Annotated in this window: 14 protein-coding genes; 7 read left to right on the top strand and 7 right to left on the bottom strand. The window is 59.3% G+C overall.

Going from position 1 to position 14,571, the window contains the following annotated elements:
* The first annotated feature begins 88 nt into the window (after positions 1 to 88).
* Both ACP15L_RS10480 and ACP15L_RS10485 read left to right on the top strand, forming a co-directional pair.
* On the top strand, positions 89 to 1,753 hold the full coding sequence (locus ACP15L_RS10480) for an ABC transporter permease (RefSeq protein ID WP_425084109.1): 1,665 nt from the start codon (positions 89 to 91) through the stop codon (positions 1,751 to 1,753).
* A 73-nt stretch (positions 1,754 to 1,826) separates the two neighbouring features.
* Complete coding sequence (locus tag ACP15L_RS10485; protein ID WP_170380289.1) at positions 1,827 to 2,177, top strand: DUF2794 domain-containing protein; 351 nt, start codon at positions 1,827 to 1,829, stop codon at positions 2,175 to 2,177.
* On the opposite strand, the gene ACP15L_RS10490 is transcribed toward ACP15L_RS10485, so the two are convergent.
* The 3 genes from ACP15L_RS10490 to ACP15L_RS10500 all read right to left on the bottom strand — a co-directional run bounded on the left by ACP15L_RS10490 (position 2,174) and on the right by ACP15L_RS10500 (position 4,744).
* Positions 2,174 to 2,911, bottom strand: coding sequence for a C40 family peptidase (locus ACP15L_RS10490; protein ID WP_425084110.1), 738 nt, complete (start codon positions 2,909 to 2,911; stop codon positions 2,174 to 2,176). The two genes, ACP15L_RS10485 and ACP15L_RS10490, sit on opposite strands and share 4 nt — an antisense overlap.
* Positions 2,908 to 4,290 (bottom strand): leucyl aminopeptidase family protein, encoded by a 1,383-nt coding sequence (locus tag ACP15L_RS10495; RefSeq protein WP_425084111.1) that lies wholly within the window; start codon positions 4,288 to 4,290, stop codon positions 2,908 to 2,910. Before ACP15L_RS10495 ends, ACP15L_RS10490 begins: the two co-directional genes overlap by 4 nt.
* 64 nt (positions 4,291 to 4,354) lie before the next feature.
* Positions 4,355 to 4,744: a hypothetical protein gene (locus ACP15L_RS10500; protein WP_425084112.1), complete on the bottom strand. Its 390-nt coding sequence runs from the start codon at positions 4,742 to 4,744 to the stop codon at positions 4,355 to 4,357.
* Positions 4,745 to 4,888: 144 nt separating this feature from the next.
* On the opposite strand from ACP15L_RS10500, the gene ACP15L_RS10505 reads away from it, so the two are divergent.
* Positions 4,889 to 5,539 carry a carbonic anhydrase gene (locus ACP15L_RS10505; RefSeq protein ID WP_170380271.1) on the top strand — a complete coding sequence of 217 codons (651 nt, stop codon included), beginning with the start codon at positions 4,889 to 4,891 and terminating at the stop codon, positions 5,537 to 5,539.
* Positions 5,540 to 5,623: 84 nt separating this feature from the next.
* Entirely contained in the window at positions 5,624 to 6,160 is a 537-nt protein-coding gene (locus ACP15L_RS10510) for an SRPBCC family protein (protein WP_425084113.1), read from the top strand.
* Between the two features lie 21 nt (positions 6,161 to 6,181).
* On the opposite strand, the gene ACP15L_RS10515 is transcribed toward ACP15L_RS10510, so the two are convergent.
* From ACP15L_RS10515 to ACP15L_RS10530, 4 genes are all read right to left on the bottom strand, one after another.
* Positions 6,182 to 8,014, bottom strand: a complete 1,833-nt coding sequence (locus ACP15L_RS10515; protein WP_425084114.1) for an amidohydrolase — start codon at positions 8,012 to 8,014, stop codon at positions 6,182 to 6,184.
* A gap of 160 nt (positions 8,015 to 8,174) precedes the next feature.
* A complete protein-coding gene (locus ACP15L_RS10520; RefSeq protein WP_170380274.1) occupies positions 8,175 to 9,197 on the bottom strand; it encodes an aspartate-semialdehyde dehydrogenase in 1,023 nt (340 codons plus the stop codon).
* A gap of 103 nt (positions 9,198 to 9,300) precedes the next feature.
* Positions 9,301 to 10,332: a glycosyltransferase family 4 protein gene (locus ACP15L_RS10525; RefSeq protein WP_425084115.1), complete on the bottom strand. Its 1,032-nt coding sequence runs from the start codon at positions 10,330 to 10,332 to the stop codon at positions 9,301 to 9,303.
* Positions 10,333 to 10,353: 21 nt separating this feature from the next.
* Positions 10,354 to 11,526, bottom strand: coding sequence for an MFS transporter (locus tag ACP15L_RS10530; protein ID WP_425084206.1), 1,173 nt, complete (start codon positions 11,524 to 11,526; stop codon positions 10,354 to 10,356).
* A gap of 141 nt (positions 11,527 to 11,667) precedes the next feature.
* Between ACP15L_RS10530 and ACP15L_RS10535 the strand changes: the two genes are divergently transcribed.
* The 3 genes from ACP15L_RS10535 (at position 11,668) to ACP15L_RS10545 (ending at position 14,571) form a co-directional block, all read left to right on the top strand.
* Positions 11,668 to 12,810, top strand: a complete 1,143-nt coding sequence (locus tag ACP15L_RS10535; protein WP_425084116.1) for a DUF3095 domain-containing protein — start codon at positions 11,668 to 11,670, stop codon at positions 12,808 to 12,810.
* Positions 12,811 to 12,909: 99 nt separating this feature from the next.
* A complete protein-coding gene (gene hpaR / locus ACP15L_RS10540) occupies positions 12,910 to 13,344 on the top strand; it encodes a homoprotocatechuate degradation operon regulator HpaR (protein WP_170380277.1) in 435 nt (144 codons plus the stop codon).
* 531 nt (positions 13,345 to 13,875) lie between these two features.
* Positions 13,876 to 14,571, top strand: coding sequence for a fumarylacetoacetate hydrolase family protein (locus ACP15L_RS10545; RefSeq protein ID WP_425084117.1), 696 nt, complete (start codon positions 13,876 to 13,878; stop codon positions 14,569 to 14,571).

Below are 14,571 nucleotides of genomic sequence, written 5' to 3' on the forward strand. Positions count from 1 at the left end.
ATGCCGCAGATTTGTTGCTCTGGGCACTGGTGTTTCCTAGCGTTTTAGTCGAGAAAGAGGGCGCCCTCGTCCCTTACAAGCCCGGAAAATGGCCCAGATCGAATATTCTGAAAATGGATCACGAAACCGCGGCGTGCGTGGCACGCGGCTGCTGGCCGCCATTGCCCATATCGTAGCAGCGGCCTGTCTGTTGCCGATGGTCGCGGTGGTTCTGGCGGCGCTGACCGGTGGCACGGAAACCATCTCGCACCTGGCTGAAACCGTGCTGCCCCGCTACACGATGACCACCGCAATATTGGTGGTTCTGGTGGCCGTGGGCACGTTCAGCATCGGGACCGGAGCCGCCTGGCTGGTGACGATGACGCGGTTCCCCGGCGTGCGCCTTTTGGAAATCGCTCTGGTCCTGCCATTGGCCTTCCCGGCCTACGTTCTGGCTTATGCCTACACGTTCATTCTGGATCATCCCGGTATCGTGCAGGCCACGCTGCGCGATGTGACGGGTTGGGGGCCGCGCGACTACTGGTTCCCCGAAATCCGCTCGACCGAGGGCGCGGCGGTGATGCTGACGCTGGTGCTATATCCCTATGTCTACCTGCTGGCACGGGCAGCGTTCCTACAGCAAAGCGCCACCGCGTTTCTGGCGGCGCGAGCGTTGGGAAACAGCCCCTGGCTGGCGTTTCGGCGGGTCTCTCTGCCCATGGCCCGCCCGGCCATTGCCGGAGGCGTTCTTCTGGCGATCATGGAGACCATTGCCGATTTCGGAACCGTCTCGTATTTCGGTGTCCAGACCTTCGCCACGGGCATTTATACCAGTTGGTTTTCGCTGGGAGATCGTGCAGGCGCCGCACAACTGGCTTTGTGTCTGCTGACCTTCGCGCTTGTGTTGGCGGTGGCTGAACGCACTCGGCGCGGCAAGGCCAAGTATTATCAAGCGGGCAAGCAACATGCAGCTCTGCCCGCAGCGCAACTGACTGGATGGCGCGCGATCGGGGCTTTTGCCCTCTGCGCCATTCCCGTGTTTTTTGGGTTCCTTCTGCCGGTGGTTGTTCTCTTTGAGATGGGGTTGAAATCCGAGCAGAGCCTACTGTCGCCCCGCTACCTCGGTTTCATCCAGAATTCGCTGATCCTCGCCGGGACGGCTGCTGTCATCACCGTTATTGCAGCCGTTAGTGTTGGGTTCTTTCAGCGTTTGAGACCGGGGCGACCCTCGACCATCGCGGGCTATATCGCGCGGCTGGGCTATGCGGTGCCGGGTGGGGTGATCGCGGTTGGTCTGCTGGTGCCCTTCGCCAGCTTTGACAACGCGCTGGACGCGTGGATGCGCGCGACATTTGATGTATCGACGGGCCTGCTGGTGACCGGGTCCATTTGGCTGCTGGTGGCGGCCTATATGGTGCGGTTCCTTGCGGCGGCCCTAAGCGCTTATGAAGGCGGGCAAAGTACGGTTCACGCCAATATGGATGCTGCGGCCCGGTCTTTGGGGCAGACGCCTCTTGGAACGCTCCGGCGGGTGCATCTGCCTATCCTGACGCCCTCGTTGCTGACGGCCTTGTTGATCGTCTTTGTCGACGTGATGAAGGAACTGCCCGCAACCCTGATCATGCGCCCCTTCAACTTTGACACGCTGGCGGTACAGGCCTACCGGCTGGCCTCGGACGAGCGGCTGGAGGGGGCGGCGGTGCCATCTTTGGTCATTCTGGCCGTTGGATTGCTGCCAGTCATCCTGATCTGTCGACAAGTCGGACGACGGTAACACCCGTTGACGAATTATGGTCCGCTTGCGCATCGGGCTTGATTCAGCCGCGTTTTCCGGCAAGGCTTGTGGTATGAACATGCAGCCTCCCAGCCGGTTCCCAACAAACTCGGCCCAGATGCCCGTCGCGTTCGACCGGCGCGAGATGTCCCATATCCTGTCCGTCTATGGTAAGATGGTCGCCGCCGGAGAATGGCGCGACTACGGAATTTCCAACCTGCGCGACATGGCGATTTTTTCGATCTTCCGACGGACCGCCGAGCATCCCATTTATCGGATCGAGAAGCACCCCCGTCTGCGCCAAAAGCAGGGGATGTATTCCGTTGTGGGGATGGACGGACGGATTCTGAAACGCGGCCATGACCTGCGCACTGTTCTGAGGGTGCTGGAGCGCAAACTGATCCGCTCAGTTTCCCCGGATTAGAGCCTTTTATGGGCCGTCACAGGCCCGTCGCCCTGCGCCTGAATGCGCGTGATGGCGTGATCCAAGGATTCATACGCGACTGCCATGTGATGCGCGTTGGCATGTAACAGCATATTCGGCCCGGAAACCCATGCGACATGGCCTTTCCAAAACAACAGATCGCCGCGTTTGGCCTCTGATCCTTCGGGCAGAGTGATACCAAGGGCCTTTTCCTGATCGCCGCTGTCGCCGGGACACGCCATACCGCAGGCCAGCAACCCCACCTGAACCAGCCCAGAACAGTCGATCCCGAACCGACTGTTGCCGCCCCACAGATAGGGTGTGCCTAGAAACAACTCGGCCACAGCGACAGGATCACGGTTCAATTCGGCAATCGGGGCCGTGTGGACTTTTGGGATGAATCCCAGCTCAGTTTCAACAAATCTGTCCGCTTGGGAGAGGGCGTGTACGAAACTTCCGAAGCTCAGCGAGGTCAGATCGCGGGTTTTCATATCCGCCTGTTCATAGGCATGTGTGGCAGGTGCAACAATCCTATGGGTCGTGGTCTGTTGCGGCCCCAATTGGGCCGAGCGAACCCATCCGACATAGCCATCCTTGTCAGCCTTGATACGACTCCACCCGTTTTTCTGCTCTGCAAGCTGTACTGTGTCTCCGAACAGCAACTGACGATCGCGCGGGCCATCAGGGCTGCGCAGCAGGTCAACGACCGGGTCCAAGACGCGAAGCTGGGTCATAGGCCCAAGATCTCGGGCAGTGCGGTCAGTAGGGCGCGTGGGCTTTGCCCCAGACCTCCCTTGCTGCGACCCGGTTGCTTGCTGGGCTGCCAGGAATAGATGTCGAAATGCATGTAATTGCTGTCTTCAACAAAGCGGCGCAGGAACAGAGCTGCGGTGATGGATCCTGCAAAACCGCCCGAGGGCGCGTTGTCCAGATCGGCGATGCCGGGTTCGATCATCGCCTCATAGGGCGTATGGAAAGGCATGCGCCAGACCGGATCAGCGGCTTGGGCAGCAGCTTTGCTCAGCGCCCCGGCGGCCCGGTCGTCATCGGTGTAGAACGGCGCCAGATCAGGCCCCACGGCCACACGGGCCGCACCGGTCAGGGTCGCCATCGAGATCACGAGATCAGGTTTCCCCTCATCCGCCAGCGCCAGCGCATCGGCCAAAACCAGCCGCCCCTCGGCATCGGTGTTGTTGATCTCGACGGTCAGACCCTTGCGCGAGGTTAGGATATCTCCGGGACGGAAGGCGTTTCCAGCCACCGCATTCTCAACCGCCGGGATCAGCACCCGCAGCTGTAGCGGCAGGCTCAGCGCCATGATCATCCGGGCAAGGCCCAGAACATTGGCGGCACCCCCCATGTCCTTTTTCATCAGACCCATCGACGCGCCCGGTTTCAGATTCAGCCCGCCGGTATCGAAACACACACCCTTGCCGACAAGCGTCAACGTCGGCCCGGTCGCGCCCCAATTCATCTCGATCAGGCGCGGGGCCTGATCTGCGGCTCGTCCGACCGTGTGGATCATCGGGAAATTCTGTTCCAGCAACGCGTCGCCGGTGATCGTTTTGCACGTGGCTCCGAATTCGTCCGCCAACGCCTCGGCTGCCGCTTGCAGTTGATCCGGCCCCATATCGGAGGCTGGCGTGTTGACCAGATCGCGGGTCAGCGCCTCGGCATTTGCCAGTACCTCTAACCGCGCGGCATCAACCCCCTCAGGAGCTACCAGACACGCCTTGGCGGCGGATTGAGGCGCATAGCGATCAAAGGCGTAGCCGGTCAGCAACCAGCCCAGACACTCCATCTCTAGATGCTCCGTCGGAACGCCCGCTGCGATGTGATAGCCGCCTTCCGGCAGCGCATCCGCCGCAGCGGCCAGAGGGAACCGCTTGCGGGCGCGCTTGCTCTGGGTCCCGTATCCGGCCAGCGCAAACCCCGCACCGCCCTCCGTGCTTGGCACGGTCAGGACCTGACCCAAAGCGCCCTTGAACCCGTTTGCCGTTACCCAATTTCGGATGTGATCGGACTGACCGGCCAGCCAATCGTCCAGATCAGGTTGCGCCACCACATGCAGCGGCACAGAGGTGTCAGAGGGTTGGGCAAAGCTGAGGGTCATAGGTGTCTCGGGCTGAGTGAATTTGCGACCAGACTATCCGCCTGCGGCCTGCCCGCAACCCCCGTCACACCGAAAGGTCCTGCTGATCCCAGATCGCGGTCAGAGAGCGCTCTCCAACCCGGATCAACCGACCCAGCGTTGCCCCTGCTGCAACCGCATCGCCCGCATCCACGGCGCAGGTGACGTCGCCCGCAACCTGCGCCAGCGCCGTCATTCCGATCTGATCGGCGATTGCCACCAGCGATTTGGCGCATTTGCGCAATGCCTCCCAATCGCGCTGACGCCAGTGCCGTTCGCAATTCGACAGGCGCACAGCCAGTTCCTCGACCGTGCGGCAAAGTACGTCCAGCGCGTTCTTGTCGCCCAACTGCCGGTACAGCCCGCTGAGGCGATCCGGATCCAACCGCAAGGTTTCCTTGTGTTCAAGCCTGAGTATGTTTTCCACCACATTCACCCTAGTTTAATCGCCCCCACGGCGTGGCATTGATCCTTGCTGTCAATTCCTTTGCAAAACCTTGCGATGAATTTGGATAATGGCTCGAATTTTTCTTGAATTCGGTTTACAGCAGCCTACGAAACGAAAGACGGGAATGCCGAAATGGATTTAGCCAAACCTTTGCCGACCTATCTGGTGAAACGGTATCACGGCTGGAAAGCGACGACCTATTCCGAAAATCAGGTCTGGTATCGGCGTTTGGCGGATGAGGGGCAGCGCCCCCGTGCGATGGTGATTTGCTGTTGCGACAGCCGCGTTCATGTAACCGCGATCTTCGGTGCCGATCAGGGTGAGTTCTTCATTCACCGCAACATTGCCAACCTTGTGCCGCCTTACGCGCCGGATGGGGATCACCACGGGACCAGTGCAGCCATCGAATATGCGGTGACCGCGTTGAAAGTGGCGCATCTGATAGTGCTTGGTCATTCGCAATGCGGTGGGGTGCAGGGCTGTATCGACATGTGCAAGGGTGAAGCCCCGCAGCTGGAAGCAAAAGAAAGCTTTGTTGGCCGTTGGATGGATATCCTCAAGCCCAAGTATGAACAGGTCGCGGATATCGAGGATGGCGTCGAGCAGGCCCGCCAGTTTGAACGTCAGGCCGTCGTTGCCTCGCTGGAAAACCTGATGACCTTCCCGTTTGTGTCCGACGCGGTCAAGAACGACACGCTCAGCCTGCACGGACTTTGGACAGATATCGGCGCGGGCGGGTTGGAGTGTTTCGATCCCTATCAGAAAAAGTTCGTTCCGGTCTGACGCCCTAGCATCGCGTTAAACGGCAGATCCGTCCAATTTTCTATGATATGCTCCGGACAAGGGAATTGCCCTTTGGAGCATATTATGAAATTGATTAAACGCGTTTTTCTTGGCCTGATCGTTCTTGTACTGGCACTGGTCGGCATTGCGTACTTGCTGCCCTCAAAAGCCGAGGTATCCCGCAGCATCACCATCAACGCCGCGCCTGAGGTGATCTTTCCCTATGTGAACTCGATGCAGCAGACCGAGCATTGGTCACCCTGGTTGCACCGGGACCCCGAGACGAAGCTGACCTATTCCGGGCCAGAGTCGGGGGTTGGGAATATTTTGAACTGGAGCTCTGACGACCCGCAGGTCGGCACCGGATCGCAAGAGATTGTGGCGAGCGTCGAAAACCAAAGCGTCCAGACCGCGCTTGATTTCGGTCCGATGGGAACAGCCTCAGCCGCGTTCCTCCTGCAACCCGATGGGGATCAGACGCAGGTTACATGGGGCTTCGAATCCGAGTTTGGCATGAACCCGATGTCTCGTTGGATGGGGGTAATGATGGACCGGTGGCTAGGCCCAGACTATGAGCGTGGTCTGATGAACCTCAAGGTTTTGGTGGAAGGGCAGAGATAGCCCTGCCCTCGGAAACGCCCTTTAATTGCGTTTTGGTTCCGTCGCCAGCCAAGGCTGTTCGACTTTCATCCCCTGATAAATCGCGTGCAGGAAGGTATGTGCAACAACCGGATCGTTAGAAAAGGGTGAGACGTCCAGCTTTCCTTCTCGGATGCCTTCTTTAGCTTCGTAGACAACTGTATTGTTCTTCACGGTCACCAGAACCTGAAGCTCGGCCAAAGTTTCCGGGTCCACCGCTGTCGGATCGTCCGAAAGGATGACGAAGTCGGCGACCTTGCCAACTTCGATTGAGCCCTTCTGATCCTCTTCGAAATGCTGCCATGCGGGCCAAATCGTCATGGCCTTGAGGGCGGTCATAACATCGACACGTTGATGCGGGCCAAGTATGTCGCCTGACCGGGTACGTCGCGTCACTGTCGCGGCCAGAACACGCATGCTGTCGGGCAAGGCGACCGGCGCATCGTGATGCGTTCCGAACATCATTTCACGCTCTCGTATCCATCCGGTCGGCGAGATATTCTCACCATTGATCGGGCCGACGGTATGGTCGCGATGCCAGTCTCCCCAATAAAACGTGTGCATGGGAAAGACAGATGGGAAAACGCCCAAGCGCTTGAAACTGGCGACCTGATCCTCGCGCAGAAACTGGCCATGGATCAGGACCGGGCGGTTTCCGGGGTCGCCGTATTTCATCTGGGCTTCTTCCAGAGCGGCGATCAGCATATCCGATGCGCCTTCGCCATTGGAATGCACCAAGATCTGAATGCCGTTCTCATAGCACCAGTTCACAGCGCCCTGAAGCTGCTCCATCGTGATCGCGGAATAGCCGGCATAGCCTGCGGGGTAAGAGCCAACCGGATCGTAGTAGGGACGGTCGCGCAGCGCCGTGAAACCCTGGGGTGAGCCATCAATGGTCAGCTTGCAGCCGCCCACGCGGACCCTATTCGTGTAATGCTCTGAGACATTGCTGCCAATGTAGTCCTGCGCCTCTAGAACGTCGGGAAAGGCAACCACGTCAATGGGCAGTTCGCCATCGGCTCCAACCTTTTTCAGCACCTCAACGATCTCACCGGATGATCGGCCCTCTTGCCCGGTGGTGTATCCGAACCGCGCCCAAAGCGCGCTGCCGGCTCGAGCAAATTCAGCCAGACCGTCTTCGCCCAGATCACCAAGAAGAGGCACTAACAAGGCGAAAAATGCGTATTCCTCCAGTACACCGTTGGGTTCTCCGTTTTCATCCCTCTGAATAACGCCGCCTGGTGGCGCCTCGGATTCGGCAGTGATGCCCGCCAGTTCCAGTGCCTTTGAGTTGCCAACACCCAAATGTCCGGATTGGTGGATGATCACGACGGGAATGGTGGTGGAAACGGCGTCCAGATCCTGGCGTGTGGGATGCCGCAGCTCGGCCAGTTGCGCATTGTCATACCCAAAGCCGATGATCATGTTCGCGTTTTCCACGGCTTCAGCATTCGCCTCGGCCCAGGCTGTCAGAGTGGCCTGCAGGCTGGCGATGTCTGTCACCTCTCCGTCCGGAGGTGCCAGCATGTTGGCCGACAAGGCTTGCAGCCCGCCCATCACAACGTGCCCGTGGCTGTCGACAAATCCAGGCAACATTGCTCGGCCTGCAAGATCGAATGCTGTGGTCCCATCGCCTTGATGCGCGGCCATATCGGCAAGCGATCCAACCGCCAGAATGCGGCCATCGCGGACCGCCACGGCCTCGGCCGAGGGCTGCTCATCATTGATCGTCAGAATGGGACCGCCGGAATAGATCGTATCGGCTATCTCTTGTGATGTCGCGGACAGCGGAGAAAGAGTGGCGAGTATTATGAAAGGAACAGAGAAAATGCGCATCGTGAAACCCTTTGGATGGTTTTCTTAAGGCTATGAACGCAACTTAGCACGGATTGTTGTGTCTGTCCTTTGTATTGAACGGGATCATGGCTGAGCACACGCAAAGAAAAAGGGCCGCTTCTGACGAAACGGCCCCTTGCGAAGAATATCAATTCAGACGTCAGCCCTTTTTCAGAACCTCACGGCCCAAAAGCTCGGCGATCTGAACCGCGTTCAGGGCGGCACCTTTGCGCAGGTTGTCCGAGACGCACCACAGGTTGATACCGTTTTCAACGGTCGAGTCCTGACGGATGCGGCTGATGAAGGTTGCGAAATCACCAACGCATTCGGTGGGCGAGACGTAGCCGCCGGCCTCACGCTTGTCGATCACCATGATGCCCGGCGCTTCGCGCAGGATATCGCGCGCTTCGTCTTCGTCCAGGAATTCCTCGAACTCGATGTTCACGGCCTCGGAGTGGCCAACGAACACGGGCACGCGAACGCAGGTGGCCGTGACCTTGATCGACGGATCGACGATCTTCTTGGTTTCGACAACCATCTTCCACTCTTCCTTGGTCGAGCCGTCTTCCATGAAGACGTCGATTTGAGGGATGACGTTGAACGCGATCTGTTTCTGGAACTTCTTCGGCTCAACCTCGTTGATCGGGTTGTAGACGGCCTTGGTCTGTTCCCACAGCTCGTCCATGCCCTCTTTGCCCGCACCGGACACCGACTGATAGGTCGAGACAACAACGCGTTTGATCTTGGCGCGGTCATGCAGCGGCTTCAGCGCGACGACCATCTGCGCGGTCGAGCAGTTGGGGTTGGCGATGATGTTCTTGTTCTTGTAGTCGTGGATCGCCTGCGGGTTGCACTCGGGCACGATCAGCGGGATCTCGGGGTCGTAGCGATAGAGCGACGAGTTGTCGATCACCACGCAGCCCGCCGCAGCGGCCTTGGGCGCATAGTCCTTGGTCGCGGCAGAGCCTACAGCGAACAGGGCCATATCCCAGCCGGTGAAATCAAAGGTATCCAGGTCTTTGGTCGTGAGTGTCTTGTCGCCAAATGTCACCTCAGTACCCAGCGAACGACGGCTTGCCAGCACGGCAATTTCGTCCACGGGGAACTGGCGTTCCGCCAGGATGTTCAGCATTTCGCGGCCCACATTACCTGTGGCGCCGACGACGACGACGCGATAGCCCATTTCATGTCTCCAAAGTTAAGGACGCGCGTTCATAGCCGCGTTGCCGTCGGGACAAAAGAGCTTTCGCAATGTATTTTAACGAATGACGCCGATTTGAGGCGCTTCACTCGCTCAGCAGGCGCTTGTAGAGGGCCACGAGGGTCTGTGCTTCGCCTTGGATATCGAAATTCTGCTCAACATGTCTGCGAGCGGCCTGTCCGGCCTGAGACAGGGAATCACGATTTTCCAGCATTTCTGCGGCTGCATCGGCCAGTGCCGGGATATCACCCGGGGCCACCACCCGGCCCAGAGACGGGTCGGTCACGATCTCGGAAAACGCGCCGACGTCGGTTGCGACAACGGGCACGCCGCAGGCCATCGCCTCAAGCGGGGTGAGGCCGAAACCCTCCCACCGTTGGGGGGCGATGAACAGGTCCAGTACCTGATACCATTCGGCAATCTGGTCGACCGTCACCTCGGGCATAAAGAGGATACGATCCGACAGGCCTGCCTTGGCGACCTTGTTTTTTTGCTCGGCCAGAAAACCCGTGTGTTTTTCAGTCGCGCGGCCCATGACGATGCCCGAGACGTCCTCGGACCGGGCGCACAGATCAATCATGGCGTCGACGAACGCGTCCGTGCCTTTTTGGTGCCGGATGCGTCCGTAGCAGCCCAGCAGCAGGCCATCTTGTAGCCCTAGCTGTGTGCGAAGGGCGGCTTTGTCCTCAGGCGGGGTAAAATCGTCCAGGTTGATGCCATGCATGATCACCTGCGCGTCTCGTTCCAGATAGCCCGCGGTCTTGCGCGAGGTCGCGACAATCGCATCCATCTTGTCGATCAGCCATTTGGTGTAGCCCGTATGCGCCCGTTGCGAGGCACTGGTGAACAGCAGTTTTAGCTTCAACCGGAACACATTGCGCAGGATCAGGCCCAGCAGCATCTCGGTATTGCGGCGCGCGTGCCAGACCCGCAGCGTACGACGGGACAGAAAAGGCAGGCTGCCCAGCGGGATATGCGGAATGTCGGAGGGCAGCCCCGGCCCGGTGGCGGCGATGTCGATCTGGTGCGCCTGCAAAGGGACCAGTCGCGCAATCGTTGCGGTCACGCCCGAAAGCCTGCGTTTGAGATTGGGGGCAATGACGACGGGGTCTTTCACCGGGCTCTCCTGATCGTCGCGTCAGTCGACGCTATCCCGGCTGAATAGATAGATCACGCATCCAATGGCAAGGGTCACCGCGAAAAAGCCGAATATCGCCGTATAGGGGGCCGTAGAGCTCGCACCAGCATAGGCGGCGTGAATCTGCCCGGTGGCAAATTGCGCAAGCCCTACGCCGCCGATGCCGAAAAGGTTCAGCAAGGTCACGCCACGCCCGGTCAGATGCGGCGGGATGAAGGCTCGACCATGGGCCATGATGACTGGAAAGCTTGCGCCCAGAAATCCGATCAGCGACAACATCACGACCGACACCCAGACAGCGCTATCGACCCACAGGCACAAAAGGCCAAGCGCAGCCGCACAGAGGACATTGCCGCCGACAATCACCCATTTGCGGGTGCCCAGAAGACGGTCTAACGGGCCGTAGACAAAAGTTCCCGCGATCATTGCGGTTCCCATCACCAACGTGGCCGTACCGATCTGCGTGGTGGTCAGGCTGAACACGTCGTTCAGATATGGCCCCGCCCAAAGCCCGCGCAATGCCGCCGCCGGAGCGTACGCGACCAGCATCAAGGGCAGGATGAGCCACAAGGCAGGCTCTTTCAGCAAGTCCAGCAAAGATCCTTTGTGGTTGGTCTCGACCTTTTTCGGATCGCGCACGCTGAACCAGATGCCCAAGGCGATTGCGGCCGACAGAACCGCCAACCCAACCATCGTGGCGCGCCAACCCATCATCTCGACCGCAAGCGCCGTTGGGTAGGACGCGACCAGATTGCCGACCGACCCCACGCCCAGCATCAGCGCCGCCAGCGTAGCAAACCGAGCCGGAGGATACTCTCGTGCAAAGATGAAGTACGAGGCCATCAGAACCGGGGAACAGCCAACACCGATCAGGGCCATCGCGATGCTGACATGCAGCGAGTTGGTGGCGGCAGCAAAAACAAGCGCCCCTCCGGCCCCGCCGATGAGCAGCAGGACGGACGCGCTGTGCCGTGGTCCAATCCGGTCCAGCGCCCAGCCCACCGGCAGCTGCATCGCGGCAAAGACCAGAAACCAAAGGCCCGAGGCGAAGGCCAGATCCTCGGGCGAGGCTCCGATATCGCGCGCCAGATCAAGGCTGAGAACGGCAAGGAACGCGCGAAAAAACTGGCTCAGGACATAAGCCAGACATAGTACAACCAAACCAGCCTGCATGAACGGCCCTTTCCTGCGCATTTCCACCGCCCTGATTGGCACGCCGTGGCAAAACGCACAAGCACGTGTACTATGTTGCAAGGGGAGGACAGCGATCACATTCGGGCTAGCTTAACCTCCAATTGGAACAAAGGGGGGACGATGAAAGACCTCCATTCAGATTTTTACGAGTCCCTGCCGCTTTGGCGCGATTTTACCCTTCTGTCGGACCCGGCGCAGTTTGCCTCGGTTCCGGACGATTGGGTTGTGGGTGTTGCCGACATTGTGGATTCGACGACGCAGATTGCGCGGGGACGGTACAAAACCGTCAACATGGTCGGTGCTGCGGTGATCTCGGCCATGATCAACGCTTTGGAAAACAAGCCTTTCCCATATGTCTTTGGTGGCGACGGGGCTGGCTTTGCCGTGCCCCCCAGTGCGGCGGATATCGCGGCTGGAGCGTTGGCAACCCTGCGGCGCTGGGCCGAAGAGGAGTTTGAGATGCCGCTGCGCGCCGCCCTGGTCCCGGTGGCCGAGTTGCGCAAAGCCGGGAAAGACCTGAGGGTCGCTCGCTATGCCCCATCCACCGGGGTGGACTATGCCATGTTCGCGGGCGGAGGTCTGGCCTGGGCCGAGGCACAAATGAAATCCGGGCACTATTCGGTTGAGCCCGCCGCGCCCAACGCGCAGCCAAACCTGGAGGGCCTGTCCTGCCGCTGGTCCAATAGTCCAGCGCAGCATGGCCAGATCGTCTCGGTCGTGGTGCAGCCGACGGCTCAGGCGACCGAGCGGGATTTTGCGGATCTGGCGCAATCTGTTGTCACCATGGCCGCAGAACTGGATCGTTCGGGGCATCCAGTTCCGGAAAACGGACCTCCGATGACATGGCCGCCGCCGGATGTTGGGCTGGACGCTCATGTCTCGCGAGCAGGGGGCAATCTGTTTGCGCAAAAGCTGAAATTGCTTGGTCAGAACCTGTTGATCGCCCTGTTGTTTCTGACGGGCAAGCGGTTGGGGCAGTTCGAACCGGGCCACTATCGGCGTATGGTCAGCCAAAACGCGGATTATCGCAAATTTGACGATGGTTTGAAAATGACGCTGGACTGTGACCCTGCCACGTTGGACCGCCTCCAGCGTATGCTGGATGAAGCCCGCGGTCGCGGCAAAATCCGCTACGGATTGCACGTACAGGATGAGGCGATGATGACCTGCTTTGTCCCCTCAGCCATGCGGGACGATCATGTGCATTTCGTGGATGGGGCTTCGGGTGGATATGCAAAAGCCTCCGAGGCGATGCGGGTGTAGCTTGCCACTATCGGCTTTAAACTGATATTTATCAGTGCCTTATATGTCTTTCCTCTCTTGGTGGCTTGAGACCTTCTGCTTTTTCAGTAATGATTCAGCATGTCCGATCAACTCCCCTTGGTGTCGCGATCCCTGCCGATCGCGTTGTTGCGCGCCCGTGAAAGGGTGATGGGTCCTATTCGCAAATTGCTGATTGATGCCGGCGTGACCGAGCAGCAATGGCGCGTGCTGCGCCTTCTGAAAGAAGAAGGTGCAAGCGAGCCGACCGATATCTCGGAGCGGGCATGCCTGTTGTTGCCCAGCCTGACGCGCATCTTGCAAAAACTGGAAGACAAGGGCCTGATCAAGCGCCGCTGTCACCCCAAAGATCGACGACGTCAGATCGTCGAGATCACCGCGAAGGGCGAACAGATCATTCAGGACAATCTGACGGGCATTGTTCAACAGGCCGATCGCATGCGCGCGCATCTTGGTCCCGAAAAGCATGAAACGCTTCTGGATATCCTCAACGAGCTGAAAAATTTCAAAGAGTGAGCCGCTGAGTTAAAACCCCGCCGGAGAAGGTAGGGGGAATTCTCCGGCGGGGTGGCCAGACCCGGGTTGGATTCTGTGCCTGGCCCAAGGCCGTTGCGTGTCGTCTTACCCGACGGCCCGGCCCACGTCTCGGAGGGCGCGCAAGCCCTGAAACAGGGTCTAACACGGGCGAAACTCCCAGGGGGATGGGCGTATCCGCCTGCCGTCTCCGATACGTTCACGTCCCAATGCCGACATGTTGAGGCGTCCGCAAGAGGTATCTTCAGGTCATTTCATTCGTATTGATCTTTCCGGCAGTACTTCTGTGCCGGGCAGGTGGAGGGGGTGCCATCAATTCTCAAATCTACTAGGCGATCTAGCACGATTTTACCTGTTTCCAAGGGATTCATACGCCCAGATGCGCCGCTGCAGGAATTGGGCGGCTTTGCGCCTGATCTCGCCGCAAATGTCGGCGTGAACCGGCGCATCGCGACGGCTTGCCAGTTGCGTGCCAGACGATAAGTTGCGCGGCGCAACACTCAGGGGATCACCATGCCGTATCAGTTTTCTCTACCCGAACCAATCTCGATCCCCGTGGTCGGCGAACAGGCAACCTATCCAATCGGTCGGATTTTCTGCGTTGGGCGCAACTATGCGGCGCATGCCGCTGAAATGGGCCACGAGGTAGATCGTGAGGCGCCGTTCTATTTCACCAAGTCGCCCGCAAACGCGGTGCTGACCGGAGCGAGTGTGCCATACCCGCCGGGTACCGGTAACTACCACCATGAAATGGAGCTGGCTGTCGCCATCGGTCGCCCCGTGTTCCGCGCCACCCCTGCACAGGCGTGGGAAGCAGTATATGGCTATGGATGCGCGCTGGATATGACCCGTCGCGATCTTCAGATCCGTGAACGCAACAAGCAGCGCCCTTGGGATCTGGGCAAGGATGTGGAGAACGGCGCTGTCTTTGCACCTTTGACCCGAGCCGCCGAATGGTCGCCGGAGGACCGCAAGCGCATTCACATGAACGTCAACGCCGAGGTTAGGCAAGACGCGACTTTGCATGAGTTGATCTGGAAAATTGATGAGATCATCTGCCACCTGTCCGGTTTCTATCACCTGCGCCCCGGCGACGTGATCCTGACGGGCACCCCTGCCGGGGTGGGGCCGGTTGGTGCAGGGGATGAAATTGAAGGTGGGATTGATGGGTTGGAGCCCATTCACCTGACCCTGACTGGCGCAAAATAG

It is taken from the genome of Ruegeria profundi, assembly GCF_049800715.1.
In the GTDB taxonomy this organism is placed as follows: Bacteria; Pseudomonadota; Alphaproteobacteria; order Rhodobacterales; family Rhodobacteraceae; genus Ruegeria; species Ruegeria profundi_A.